General features: G+C 64.5%; 11 protein-coding genes. 3 read left to right on the top strand and 8 right to left on the bottom strand.

Annotated features, from left to right (window positions below; all coding sequences use genetic code 11):
* Positions 1-123: 123 nt before the first annotated feature.
* Positions 124-1,254, bottom strand: coding sequence for an aminopeptidase (locus ACI48I_RS23505; protein WP_498575649.1), 1,131 nt, complete (start codon positions 1,252-1,254; stop codon positions 124-126).
* A complete protein-coding gene (locus ACI48I_RS23500) occupies positions 1,235-3,343 on the bottom strand; it encodes a molybdopterin-containing oxidoreductase family protein (protein WP_498575648.1) in 2,109 nt (702 codons plus the stop codon). Before ACI48I_RS23500 ends, ACI48I_RS23505 begins: the two co-directional genes overlap by 20 nt.
* Positions 3,344-3,492: 149 nt before the next feature.
* Here ACI48I_RS23500 and ACI48I_RS23495 point away from each other — a divergent pair, with 149 nt between their 5' ends.
* Positions 3,493-4,686: a M20 aminoacylase family protein gene (locus ACI48I_RS23495; RefSeq protein ID WP_193687553.1), complete on the top strand. Its 1,194-nt coding sequence runs from the start codon at positions 3,493-3,495 to the stop codon at positions 4,684-4,686.
* A gap of 182 nt (positions 4,687-4,868) precedes the next feature.
* On the opposite strand, the gene ACI48I_RS23490 is transcribed toward ACI48I_RS23495, so the two are convergent.
* Positions 4,869-5,768 (bottom strand): NAD(P)-dependent oxidoreductase, encoded by a 900-nt coding sequence (locus ACI48I_RS23490; protein WP_193687554.1) that lies wholly within the window; start codon positions 5,766-5,768, stop codon positions 4,869-4,871.
* 105 nt (positions 5,769-5,873) lie between these two features.
* On the opposite strand from ACI48I_RS23490, the gene ACI48I_RS23485 reads away from it, so the two are divergent.
* Together ACI48I_RS23485 and ACI48I_RS23480 are read left to right on the top strand one after the other, a co-directional pair.
* Positions 5,874-6,431 carry an acyloxyacyl hydrolase gene (locus ACI48I_RS23485; protein ID WP_193687555.1) on the top strand — a complete coding sequence of 186 codons (558 nt, stop codon included), beginning with the start codon at positions 5,874-5,876 and terminating at the stop codon, positions 6,429-6,431.
* Positions 6,432-6,540: 109 nt separating this feature from the next.
* A complete protein-coding gene (locus ACI48I_RS23480; RefSeq protein ID WP_267878247.1) occupies positions 6,541-7,971 on the top strand; it encodes a DHA2 family efflux MFS transporter permease subunit in 1,431 nt (476 codons plus the stop codon).
* 72 nt (positions 7,972-8,043) lie between these two features.
* Here the strand turns inward: ACI48I_RS23480 and ACI48I_RS23475 are convergent, their stop codons facing one another.
* From ACI48I_RS23475 to ACI48I_RS23455, 5 genes are all read right to left on the bottom strand, one after another.
* On the bottom strand, positions 8,044-8,343 hold the full coding sequence (locus tag ACI48I_RS23475; protein ID WP_498575647.1) for a hypothetical protein: 300 nt from the start codon (positions 8,341-8,343) through the stop codon (positions 8,044-8,046).
* A gap of 70 nt (positions 8,344-8,413) precedes the next feature.
* Positions 8,414-9,190, bottom strand: coding sequence for a phosphatase PAP2 family protein (locus ACI48I_RS23470; protein ID WP_498575646.1), 777 nt, complete (start codon positions 9,188-9,190; stop codon positions 8,414-8,416).
* A complete protein-coding gene (locus ACI48I_RS23465) occupies positions 9,190-10,836 on the bottom strand; it encodes a phosphoethanolamine transferase (protein ID WP_498575645.1) in 1,647 nt (548 codons plus the stop codon). Before ACI48I_RS23465 ends, ACI48I_RS23470 begins: the two co-directional genes overlap by 1 nt.
* 81 nt (positions 10,837-10,917) lie before the next feature.
* Positions 10,918-12,168 carry a sensor histidine kinase gene (locus tag ACI48I_RS23460; protein WP_498575644.1) on the bottom strand — a complete coding sequence of 417 codons (1,251 nt, stop codon included), beginning with the start codon at positions 12,166-12,168 and terminating at the stop codon, positions 10,918-10,920.
* Entirely contained in the window at positions 12,155-12,844 is a 690-nt protein-coding gene (locus ACI48I_RS23455) for a response regulator transcription factor (RefSeq protein ID WP_498575643.1), read from the bottom strand. The genes ACI48I_RS23460 and ACI48I_RS23455 overlap by 14 nt, the downstream gene beginning before the upstream one ends.
* Positions 12,845-13,034: the final 190 nt, after the last annotated feature.

Here is a 13,034-nt window from a genome sequence, read left to right as displayed (position 1 = left end):
GTCCACGGCGCCGCGTACTAGCGAAAGCCACCCTGGCGTGCATTATGCCTTTGCTATTGAATGTGATGCTATCGGGCAGCGCCTGCATACGCAAGCGCTTTTGGCACGATTGGAACAGGCACTCTACGGCATGGCTGCATTGGTGCGCTGCACCATGTAATTCGCCGGCGGCGCAGCGACGTCGATCAGCTTGAGGGCATGGGTGCGCTCGGTTTTATCGAGTTTCGCCAGGCGGTTCACCTTGCGGTAAAACGCGCTGAAATCCTTTTCGCCTTTGAGCATCGCGCGGAAGGCCGGCACGTAGTCGTTGTAGGTGGCAATCGAGGCCAGGTGGGCGTTCGACAGCGGCTCGGCGAAGAAGCGGTCGTAGCCGGCGTAGCCGCCCCAGTTCGCTTTTAAAACCTGGTATTCCTCCTTCAGCGCGATGAACAGGCGCGCCTTGGCGATGCGTTTATCCTCGTCGGGCACGATCGAGGCATAGGTGCGTTCCAGCTCTTTCCGGTACTTCAGCAGCAGCGCCAGAAAATCTTTTCTGCGCACCGTGTAGCGCGCATAGCCCTCGCGCATGGCCGGGTTCCCGAAGCGTTCCAGCCACAACTCGACGCCGGCCTCTTCCACCGCGCTGGCGAAGGATTCATTGAAACGCGAGTCGCCCGCGACATAAGTCACCTGGTGCGCCAGCTCGTGGAAAATCAGGCGTGCCAGTTCCGCATCGGGATAGTTAATAAAAGTCGAGATCAGGGGATCGCTGAACCAGCCGAGGGTCGAATAGGCGCTGACGCCGCCGACTTCGACGTCGCGGCCTTCGGCCCGCAATTGTCTGGCATAGGCCTGGGCGTCGTCCTTGCTGTAGTAGCCGCGATAGTTGACGCAGCCGGCCACCGGGAAGCACCACTGCAGCGGTTTCATCGACAGCTCGGGCGTGGCGACGACGTTCCACAGCACATACTGGCGTTTCAGGGCGGCGTAGTTTTTATAGCTGTCGTTGTCGGGCAGGCCCATTTGCTGGACCGCGAAGCGGCGGATCTGGCGCGCCGTTTCCAGGCGGTGCCGGAGGGAGGTGTTGGTGGCCGGGTCGGCCAGCCAGTCATCGATGGGTCGTGCGTCGGAGAGGAGTTCGAGTTGGCCCTGGGCGGCCTGGGTGTAGTAATTCAGAGTAGAACAACTGGCAAGTAAGGAGACGGCGCCGGCGCCGGCGCTCACGAGGAGCGCGCGCCGGAAAAACGGGGAGAGTTTACGGGGTAGTTTCTTCATGTCCGGGTTGGAGCGCGGCCTTTTCAACCTGCACCAGGGTGTCGTAGAAAGTGGGCGCCCGACCCATGTCGGTCAGGCGCTGGCTGGTCACTTCATTGGCGTTCTTGCCGTCTTTGGAAAGCTTCTTCCACCAGATCGACAGGCCCACCACGAGGCCCGGTCGCGCTTTCTCGGTCACGCGCGCCTTGGCAACAAAAGAGCCGCGGTCGTTAAAAATACGCGCCATGTCACCGTGCTTGAGGCCGCGTGGGGCGGCGTCGTTCGGGTGGATGTCGAGGTGCGGCTCGCCCTCGGTTGCACGTAGGCTCTGAACATTGACAAAGGTTGAGTTCAGGAAGTTCCGGGCCGGCGGAGAAATCATCGCCAGCGGATATTTTTTGGCCAGCGCCGGATTCGAGGCCACCGATTCGTAAGGCGGAATATAGGTCGGCAGCGGATCGAGGCCATCGTTCGCCATCGTCGCGGAATAGAATTCGCACTTGCCCGAAGGCGTAGGAAAACCGCCTTCGGCGAACGGCGCGTCCGGCATGTTCAGCTTTTGCCAGCCCTTCTGTTTCAGCGACTCCCAATCGAAGTGGATCGCGCGCGTATGCGTCTTGTCGAAGGCTTGCGCGGCGAGTTCGTCGTCGGATTCGAGGAAGCAGGGATCCGTCAGCCCCATACGTGCCGCAAGCAACCTGAAAATTTCGCTGTTCGGCTTGGCCTCGCCCATCGGCGCGATTGCCGCGTTATTCGCCATCATGTACAGGTGGCCATACGCCAGGTGCGCATCGACGTGTTCGAGTTGGGTCGTGGCCGGCAGCAGGATGTCGGCATAGTCGGCGCTGTCGGTCTGGAACTGTTCCAGCACGACAGTGAACAAATCCTCGCGCTCGAAACCTTGCTGCACCTTGGCCGAATCGGGTGCGATCGCCAGCGGGTTGGCGTTGTAGACGATGACGGCTTCGACCTGCGGCCCGAATTCGGCCGATGCAGGTTTTAACAGATCGTCGCCGATGGTCGTCATGTTGATCGTGCGCGGGTTGCGGCCGGCCAGCAGATCGGGGCGCTGTAACTTGGCTTTATTCGCCGGGAAGGAACCCGAGGTCGAGAGCTGGATACCGCCGGCCGCATGGCGCCAGGCGCCGACCAGGGCCGGCAGGCAGCTCATGTTGCGCACCGCCATGCCGCCACCGCGCGCACGCTGCACGCCATAGTTGCAGCGGATCGCGACCGGTTCGCCGCGCAGCGCCGTATTTCCGTACAGGCGCGCCAGGTCGACCACCTCGGCCGCCGTGACGCCGCAGGTCTCGGCAGTGCGCTCCGGCGTCCACTCGGCGGCGCGCTCTTTCAGTTCCTCGAAGCCGAGGGTGTGGCGGGCAATGTAATCGTGGTCGATCAGGTTTTCCTCGATCAGCACGTGCATCAGGCCGAGCGCAAAGGCGGCGTCGGTGCCGGGCAGCAGCGCGATGTGCTGGTGGCACTTCTCGGCCGTCAGCGAGCGGTAGGGATCGATCGCGATCAGTTTCGCGCCGCGGCGTTTCGCTTCCTGGGCGCGCATCCAGAAGTGCAGGTTCGAGGCGATCGGATTGCCGCCCCAGATGATGATCAGTTTCGCGTCCTGGAACTGCTCCATGTCGATGCCGATCGAGGCGCCGACCGTGTATTTGTAGCCTGTAAAACCGGCGGTGGCGCAAATCGTGCGATCGAGCAGCGAAGCGCCGATCTTGTTAAAGAAGCGCATCGACATCGCCTCGCCTTGCACCAGGCCCATGGTGCCGCAATAGCTGTAGGGCAGGATCGCTTCCGGATCGCGCTCCGCGATCGGTTTCAGGCGCGCAGCGATCTCGTCGAGCGCCTGGTCCCAGCTGATGCGCTCGAAACGTCCCTCTCCCTTCTTGCCGACGCGGCGCATCGGATACAACACCCGGTCCGGCGAATAGGTGCGCTCGACGTAGCGCGACACTTTCGTACACAGCACGCCCGCCGTGGTCGGATGCTCCGGATCGCCGCGCACCTCGGTCGCGACACCGTCTTCGACGGTGACCAGCAAGGCGCAGGTATCGGGGCAATCGTGGGGACAGGCGGCGCGGACTTGGGTGATGGACATCGGGGACTATTCTCGGGAAAAACGTCGATAAACCAATACTTTATCTGATTCCGCCGGGGCTGGTGACGGGGGATGGATTTCCCACGTTGAGGCGGGCTACAATGGTTCACAGACCTTGCAATTACGTCCATGTACACAGGGAGAACAAGATGAGACTCGTGGAACCCATCCTCGCGTTCCAGGCCGAGCTGGAAGCAATCCGCCGCGACCTGCACGCCCATCCGGAACTCTGCTACGAAGAGCACCGCACCTCCGACGTCGTCGCCGCGCGCCTGGCCGACTGGGGCATCCCCGTCGTGCGCGGGCTCGGCGGCACCGGCGTGGTCGGCATCATCAAGAACGGCAGCTCAAGCCGTGCGATCGGCCTGCGCGCCGACATGGATGCGCTGCCGATGCAGGAACTCAACACATTTGACCATGCGTCGCGCCACCCCGGCAAGATGCATGCGTGCGGCCATGACGGTCATACATCGATGTTGCTGGGTGCAGCCCACTATTTGTCGCGTCACCGCAACTTTGACGGTACGGTGTACCTGATTTTCCAGCCGGCCGAAGAAGGCGGCGCCGGCGCCCGGCGCATGATCGAGGACGGCCTGTTCGAACAATTCCCGATGGAGGCGGTCTACGGCATGCACAACTGGCCGGGCCTGCCGGCGGGCAGCTTCGGCGTGATCCCGGGGCCGATGATGGCGTCCAGTAACGAGTTTCGCGTGGTGGTCAAAGGGAAAGGCGCGCATGCGGCGCAACCGCATCGCGGCATCGATCCGGTGATGGTGGCGGTGCAGATTGCGCAAGCCTGGCAGACGATCGTCTCGCGCGAAAAGAATCCGCTGGACACCGCGGTGCTGTCGATCACGCAGATCCACGCGGGCAGCGCCACCAATGTCATTCCCGACGAAGCCGTGATGATCGGCACCGTGCGCACCTTCTCGACCGAGGTGCTCGATTTGATCCAGCAGCGCATGGAGCAAATGGCGAAGGGGATCGCGGCCGGCTTCAATGCGGGCGTCGATTTCGGCTTCAAGCGCAACTATCCGCCGCTGGTCAACCATCCGGAGCAGACCGCGTTCGCCGTCGAGGCGATGCGCGCCGTGGTGGGCGACGCCAATGTGAACGTCAAGGTCGAACCGACCATGGGGGCGGAAGATTTCGCCTTCATGCTGCAGGCGAAGCCGGGGTGCTATGTCTTTATTGGCAACGGCGATGGCGAGCACCGGTCGGGCGGGCATGGCTTAGGACCGTGCCAGCTGCATAACGGGAGTTATGATTTCAATGACCAGTTGCTGCCGATCGGGGCGAGTTATTGGGTGAAGTTGGTCGAGACGGGGTTGCCGGTCGGTTGATGTTGCCGCCAGGTGTAGGGGCGCCGATGTGCGAATGATGAAAACGCGTGGGCTCGAGAGCCCGGTGAACCCGTCATTGATGCCATTGGCATCAATGACCCCGTACGGTGCACCGCAGCCACGGGGTTCAGCGTAACGTAGGGTGGGCTCTCGAGCCCACGCGTTGTACCTCTGCTCACCCGCTACGGCAACAAATCCGGCCCGCTGCCAACGCGCTGCCCCGGATTGATCCGCTCCAGCGCCAACAAAGCCGCCGCGTGATCGGCACTGCCGAACTCTCCTTCGATCGACTCGTAACTGCGTGCCGCCGCACTCGTCAGCGGCAACACCAACCCCGCCTCCGCTGCTGCCGCCAGCACATTGTGCATATCCTTTAACTGGCTTTTCACCTGCCCGCCGGGCATGAAATTGCGGTCCAGCATGCGCTGGCCGTGTACCTCGAGGATGCGGCTGCCGGCGAAGCCGCCGCGGATCGCATCGCGCACGGCCGCCGGATCGGCGCCGGCCGCCTGCGCCAGCAGCAGGGCCTCGGCGACGACGTTGATGGTGGCGCCGACGATCAGTTGATTGCACAGCTTGGCGACCTGGCCGCTGCCGTTCGGACCGACGAGTTGGGCGCTGCCGAGGACGGCGAGCACGGGCGCGGCCTCCTGAAAATCGTGCAGGCTGCCGCCGGCCATGATCGCCAGCGTGCCCGCCTCGGCGCCGCCGACGCCGCCCGACACCGGCGCGTCCAGGAAGCGCATGCCGTGGGCCCCCAGGCGCGCATGGAAGCCCAGGGCCTCGTCGTGGCGCGTCGAACTCATGTCGATCCAGAGGGCGCCCGGCGCCAGCGCCGGCAGGGCCGCCTCGATGGTCGCGCCGACGGCGGGCCCCGCTTCCAGCATCGAGATCACGATGGCGGCGCCGGCCACGGCTTCTTCCACCGAAGCACAGGGAACGGCGCCGAGTCCGGCCAGCAGCTGCGCCTTGGCGGCGGTCCGGTTCCAGACGCGCGGGGCGAAGCCGGCTTCGGCCAGGCGGGCGGCCATCGGGCGGCCCATCAGGCCAATGCCGAGGACGGCGACAAGGGGATGCGGCATGCGGTTCCTTTCGAATTCATGATGTGCGCTACGTGCTTTTGTTCGCGCTAGTACAATATTTGGATTCGCCAGCGTGGACTGGCGTATACCTTTACGAAAGCAATTATGGCCTCTAATAAAAAAATTGCCACCCTTGCCGGACTCGCCATCGCCCTGCTCGCGGGCCGTGCAAGCGCTGCCGACAACGGCTGGATCGATTCTGCTTCGGTCGAGTTCGGCTCCGGCTCGAAAGTGCGCATCGGCCGCCTGGCGGTCCAGAAGAACTGGGATGCGCAGTGGTTCGCCTCGAACGGGCGCCACCTGTCGGGCTACTGGGACCTGTCGGCTGCCTACTGGCGCGGCACGGCTTACCGCAACGTGGACGGCCAGCACCAGAACCTGGCCGTGGTCGGGATCACGCCGGTGCTGCGTTACCAGCGCGACGACAAGCTCGGCTGGTATGCCGAAGGCGGCATCGGCGCCAACCTGTTCTCCGAGCTGTACAACAACAGCGACAACCGGCTGTCGACCGCCTTCCAGTTCGGCGACCACATCGGCATCGGCTATGTCACCGCGAACAAATGGGATCTCGGCCTGAAGTTCCAGCATTATTCGAACGCCAGCATCAAGCGCCCGAACAGCGGCGTCAACTTGCTGGTAGCGAGCGCCCGCTACCAGTTCTGACCAGCCAGTCACAGGCGGATGCCGTCAAGACGGCGTCCGCTTGAAATCGGCATCTCATGATTTATGTGACAATCCGGAGAGGCATGCGCACCCACCGGATGAGGCCCGTTTGAACAGTTCCACCGTCAAAACCTATTTGCCCTGGCTGGTCGCCACTGCCCTGTTCATGGAGCAGCTCGACGCCACCGTCGTCAATACCGCCATTCCCAGCATCGCGCTCAGCCTCGGGGTCACGCCGCTGAGCCTGAAATCGGTCGTCACCAGTTATATCCTCGGCCTTGCGGTCGGCATTCCCGTCAGTGGCTGGATGGCCGACCGTTTCGGCACGCGCCGCGTGTTTCTCATCGCGATCGGCATCTTTACCCTTGCCTCGGTCCTGTGCGGCCTGGCGCCGAATGCGCAGATGATGACGGCCGCGCGCCTGCTGCAGGGGCTGGGCGGAGCGATGATGATGCCGGTCGGGCGCCTGGCGATCGTGCGCACCTTCCCGAAATCGGAACTGCTCGGGGCCATGAATTTCGTCATCATCCCGGCCCTGATCGGCCCCCTGCTGGGCCCGACCGTGGGCGGCCTGATGGTGCACTGGACCTCCTGGCGCGCGATCTTCTTCATCAACGTGCCGTTCGGCCTGATTGCGATGTATCTGGTCTGGCGCCACATGCCGGACTACCACGGCGACGAGCGCCGTCCGCTCGACGTCCTCGGCCTGATCTTGTTCAGTTCCGGTACCGCCATCCTGTCCTGGCTGCTGGAAATCTTCGGCGAGCATACCCAGAGCGTCCCGACGATGATCTTGCTGCTGGCGGTCTCGGTCGGCCTGCTTGCCGCCTATGCCTGGCATGCGAGCCGCATCAAGTTCCCGCTGCTGCGCCTGGCCCTGCTCAAGGTGCGCACCTTCCGGATCTCGGTGGTCGGCGGCTTCGTGACCCGCCTCGGCGTGGGCGGCCTGCCCTTCCTGCTGCCCCTGCTCTACCAGTTGGGCCTGGGCTTGCCGGCCTGGCAGTCGGGCTTGCTGATGATGCCGTCGGCAGCGGCGGCGATGGGCATGAAACTGATCGCGCCGAAAGTGCTGGCGCGCTTCGGCTACCGCCAGGTGCTGGTATTCAATACCTTGTTTATCGGCCTGACGATTGCCCTGTACGGCCTGGTCGGGCGGGAAACGCCGCTGGCCGCCATCGTCTGCATCAGCCTGATGCAGGGCTTCTTCAATTCGCTGCAGTTTTCCAGCATGAACACGCTGGCCTATGCCGACATCGAGGCCGGCGACACGAGCATGGCAAGTACCATCTCGAGCTCGTTCCAGCAATTGTCGATGAGTTTCGGCCTGGCGGCGGGATCGCTGGTGACGGCCTGGTTCCTGGGCCGCGTGCCGCAGACCAACCAGGTGCTCGTGACCGGCGCCCTGCACCACGCCTTCTGGGCCCTGGCCGTCATGACGGTACTGTCGGCGGCGATTTTCTGGCGCTTGCGCCGCAAGGATGGCGACAGCATCAGCCGCGGCCGTGCCGTCGCCAAAGAGGCCGAGCCGGTGGCGCAGTAGCGTTAGAGCGCCTAACAAACCCGCCAGGGCAAGGCGCAACGCCGCCATGGCAGTTTTGTTAGGCGCTCTTATTCAGGTACCGGTGGCGGGCGCCGGGGCAACCGTCAGCCGCGCCAGCACCCTTTCGCGGTTGTGCATGACGAAGCCGACGAAGGCCGGCTCCTTGACCGCCAGGCGCAGGATGCCGGGCAGCAGCGGATAGCAGAAGACGGCGACCTTGCGCACGGCCTCGTCGTTCGCCAGCGCCGCCCGCGCCGCGGCCTCGCTGCCGCCCAGCATCGGCATCAGCGAGGCCCGGTGGCGTGACACGATCGCATTCAGGGGGGCGGCCAGCTTGTCGGCCAGGGCGGATGGTTCGGGCGCAGCGTGCATCGTCATCTCCAGGTGTTCATCACCTGGGAAGTTTGCCGCATGGAAAATATGCCGCGCTGAGCTGAAGCAATCAGCCTGCGTCTTCGACCGCCTCGGCCAGGTAATCGGGCGCCGGTTCCTCCTGGCGCCGCGGTTTGCGTTGCAGCACGACGACAAGCGTCAACACCACCGCGCAGGCCAGCCAGATCGACCACAGCGTATGGGTGAGGAAGTGCGCACCGCGCAGTTGCTGCATCCATCCGACCAGGCCGCCGAGCAACAGCGCACACAAGGCCACCAGGCGCGCGCCCCGCGGCCGGCCCGGCAGCCAGTAGACGCAGAGCGACACCAGCCACAGGGCGCTCGAGGCATGGCCGGCGGGCAGGCAATGCCCGGCGGGGACGCCGAGCGGCAAGGCGTCGAACAGGCGCAAATACGGTTCCGTGCCGCCATAGCGCGTCAGGTCCCAGGGACAATGGGCGATGCTGGCCTGCTTGAGCATGCTGATCACGAGGGGCACCAGCACAGCCGACAATCCGACGATGCGCAGGCGCAGCCGGTCGAGGGCAGCGCGTCCGGCGCGCGGGCGCCAGGTATCCCAGACTGCGGCAACGATGAACCAGGCGGCGGCCAGCGTCAGCAGGCTTTTCAGGATGGTGTGGCTGAAGGTCTCGGTGAGCCAGGCGTGGCGCCATTTGAAAACCTTGGCGCCGGCATCGAACATGGTGTCGGCGAGCATCAGGTCGACATTGGTGGCGCGGCCGATCCAGAATATCAGCAATGCCGTCGCCAGCAGCCCGGCGCACAGGAACATGATTTGGCGCGCACCGAGCAGGGCCGGTGCGATGTCGGCATGCACGCGCTTCATCAGCTGCCCCGGGTACAAGCGCGGAACAGGTCGAGTTTCGGGTTCAGCACCGCCGTGTTCACGTCGAGCATGCCGAGCACAGAGTGGAATACGTTATCGTGCGACATCGGCTGGTCGCGGCGCGCCGCCACGCAGGTGCGGTCGATGTGGAAGCGCGAACTGAACCCGTCGGACATCCACAGCATCATCGGCACGTGGGTCTGCTCGCTCGGCGCGAACATGTAGGGCGCGCCGTGCAGGTACATGTTGTTCTCGCCCAGCGACTCGCCGTGGTCGGAAAAATACAGCATCGCCGTGTCGATGCCTTCGTTCGAGGCGGTCTGGCGCAGCAGGTCGATCGTCTTGCTGAGGAAATAATCGGTGTACAGGATGGTGTTGTCGTAGGCGGCCTCGATCGATTCGCGCGTACACTTTTCGAATTCGTTGGTATTGCAGACCGGGCCGAAGCGTCCGAAGGCTGCGGGATAGCGCCGCGAATAGGCGGGACCGTGGCTGCCCTTCTGGTGCAGCACGACCACCAGGTTGCCGGTGCTCTTGCGGATCAGTTCGGGCAAGCCAGCCAGCAGGCGTTCGTCATAGCATTCGTCGCCGGCGCAGTGAGGATCGCCCGGCTTGGCTTGCGACAGGTCTTCGAAGCCGACCCGGGCGCACACGCCCTTGCAGCCGGAGTTGTTGTCGCGCCAGAGGACCTGGAAGCCGGCATGGGCCAGGACATCGAGCAGGCCTTCCTGGCTGGATGCCTTCGCTTCCGAATAGTTCTCGCGCCCCATCGCGGAAAACACGCAGGGAACCGAGACGGCGGTTGCGGTCCCGCAGGATGACACTTGCGAGAAATTGATCAGGCCAGCCTGGCGCGCCAGCAGCGGATTGGTGTTGCGTTGGTAGCCGTTGAGCGAAAAATTCTTGGCGCGCGCCGTTTCGCCGACCACCAGGATCGTTACCGTGCGGCGTGTTTGTCCGACCCAGGTCTGCCCTTTCATGGCGTCGCGGCCGAGCGGCGCGATGACGACCGGGGTGCTCCACCTGCCGCGCAAGTAGCCATGCACGGCCTGGATGGTATTGGTGGGGGTCAGCAGGAAGCGCAGTTCGCGGTGTTCGCGCACGGTCGGCGCCAGGCTTTTGAAAAACAGCACCAGCAGCAGCACGGCCACCAGCAGCGAGCCGCCGGCAATGCCCAGGCGCTTGAGCAGGCCTTTTACGCCTTGCGGAAAGCCGACATTCGCGCGCGCGATCAGGAACGAAGGGAGCAAACCGAGCAGGCCGACGGTCAGGACCATTTTCCAGCTGAAGAGTTCGAGCGCCTCGCGCGTATCGGTTTCGAACACATTCTGGATCATTGCCTTGTCGATGACGATGCCATAGGCGGCGATGAAATAGCTGGCGCTGGCGGCGATCAGGACGAGGGCGATCAGGACCGGTTTGGCAATGAAGCGAAAACTGGCCAGGGTCAGGAAGGCGTTAAAGAACAACACGATGATGACGAAGCAACCCAGCAGCAGCGGCAGGTTGTTCAGCGTCAGGCCGCCCGTCGCGCGGGTCAGGGTCGACCAGAACGTGAGGTTGCCGGCGGACGCCAGCAGCAAGGCCACGGCCAGGGTCAGAAGGGGCGCGCTGATGCGCCGGGCGAAGAATTTGTCCAAGGTCATCCGTCGAAGCATCGCGGCCAGGCTTGGCCACGTATCCATCAAGAATAGCGAAGGACGCGTCAGGCTGCGGTCAGCTGGACGTTAAGAGTGCGTGAAATCGCCGGCGAAATCGATGGTGAAGCGGCTGCCGCCGCCGGGACGGTCTTCGTAGCCGAGCGTGGCGCCGAGGTATTCGCAGATCCGCAGCACGAGCGACAGGCCGAGCCCGGTGCCGGCCGAGCCGCGCGAGGGAATGCCGGCGGCGGAGGCGCCGGTACGGGCCAGGGTATCGCGCACGGCGGCCGGCAGTCCGGGACCGGTGTCCTCGACCACGACGCGCCCCGGGGCCAGGGCGACCGTGACGGCGCCCTGCTCCGTGTACTGGCAGGCGTTGCGCACCAGGTTGCCGATGGCGGCGGCGCATAGTTCGGCCGGGGCCTGGATCGCGAAGACGGGGCCGTCGTAGTAGTCGAGCTCGACGGGCTTATCCGCCACCAGGGGCCGGTACCGTTCGACTTCGCGTGCGGCGATCGCTTCGACGGGTACAGGCGGCAGCCGGCCGAGCTCGGGCGAGCGCGCCAGCAACAGCAGCACCGTGACGCATTCGGCCGCCTCGTGGGCAGCGCGGTAGATCCGTTCGGCCGGGGCGCGCATCGCCTCGTTCGCGGCATTCGCCATCAGGATCTCGGCCGCGCCCATGATCACGGTCAGCGGACTGCGCAGTTCGTGGCTGACGTCGCCCGTGAAGAAGCGTTCGCGGTCGAGGAAGGCGCGCAGTTCGGTGGTGTGCGCTTCGAGTGCGCGCGCCAGGATACCGAGTTCGTCCTTGCGCTCGAGCCCGGGGAGCGGCGAGCCGCCGCGGGCGACGGCGTCGGCCAGCTCGCTGATCGGGTTGACGACCCGGCGCGCGACGAAGCGGCCCAGGCTGCCCGCCAGTACCAGAAAGCCGAGGAAGAAGACGGCGAACATCGAATACACGACGAGCTCGACCTTCTCGTAATCGCTTTCATGGTCGACGACGACATACGGGCCGGCCGCATCGGCACCCGAAAGCACGTGCAGGCCGACGCCATCGACGTCGACTTCGGACACGCCCTCCGGCAGGCCGCGCAGCGACAGGGGAATCGCTTCGCCGCGTTGAAACCGCAATCCCGACGGCAGGTCGACCGCCAGCCCGGCCGCCTGGCGCGGCAGCGCCCATTTCGCCACCTCGGCCAGGCGGTTGTCGACCAGGTGCACCTCCACCCCTTCGACCGCCACCGCGGCAATCAGGGCAAAGAACAGCGACAGCACGATGCCGAAGGAGACAAAGGCGACGACGATGCGCCGGCGCAGGGAATCAGCGGGCCGCATCGGGGAGCGCCAGGCGGTAGCCGACGCCGGGGACGGTGAGCAGCATGGGGTAGGTAAACGGTTTGTCGATTGCCTGGCGCAGCGCGTGGATATGGGTGCGCAGCGCGTCGCTGTCGGGACGGTCTTCGCCCCACACCGCCTGCTCGAGGGCCTCGCGCGGGACGATGCGCGGTGCCGCTTTCAATAAAGCGTGCAGCAGGATGTAGCCGGTGCGGGTGAGGTTGAACGCCTGGCCGGCACGGCTGGCCTGCTGGGTATCGGGATCGAACACGAGTTCGCCGAAGCGCAGTTTGCTGCTGCCCGCGTTGCGCCCTTCCGAACGCCGCACCAGCGCCTTCAGGCGCACGTCGAGTTCGACCAGGGAAAACGGCTTGACCAGGTAATCGTCGGCGCCGCTGTCGAAGCCGGCGACCTTGTCCGAGAGGCTGTCGCGCGCGGTCAGCATCAGGACCGGCGTGGCGATCGACAGCTCGCCGCGCAGCTTTTCGCACAGTTCAAGTCCATTCAAACCGGGCAGGCCGATATCGAGCACGATGACGTCGTATTCGTTTTCCGAGGCGAGTGCGAGTGCCGCATAGCCATTGCGGGCCGAGTCGAGGACATGGCCTTTCGCCTCGAGGAAACCGTACAGGTTGGCCAGGATGTCGGGATGGTCTTCGACGATGAGAATGCGCATGGGGCTATTGTAAGACGAGCTGTCCATTGCCGTGGGGCGGTGCCGAAAATCTGCCCGGATTGCGCGATTTTGCGGGCAAAAAAAAAACCCGCTCAGATTACTGAGCGGGTTTTTTCTTTATAACTAGCCTGACGATAACCTACTTTCACACTGGTTGCAGCACTATCATCGGCGCAAAGTCGTTTCACGG

The sequence above is a fragment of the Massilia sp. LXY-5 genome (assembly GCF_059801075.1).
Note: the sequence above shows the minus strand (reverse complement) of the source record. Positions and strands in the feature narration are given on the sequence as shown.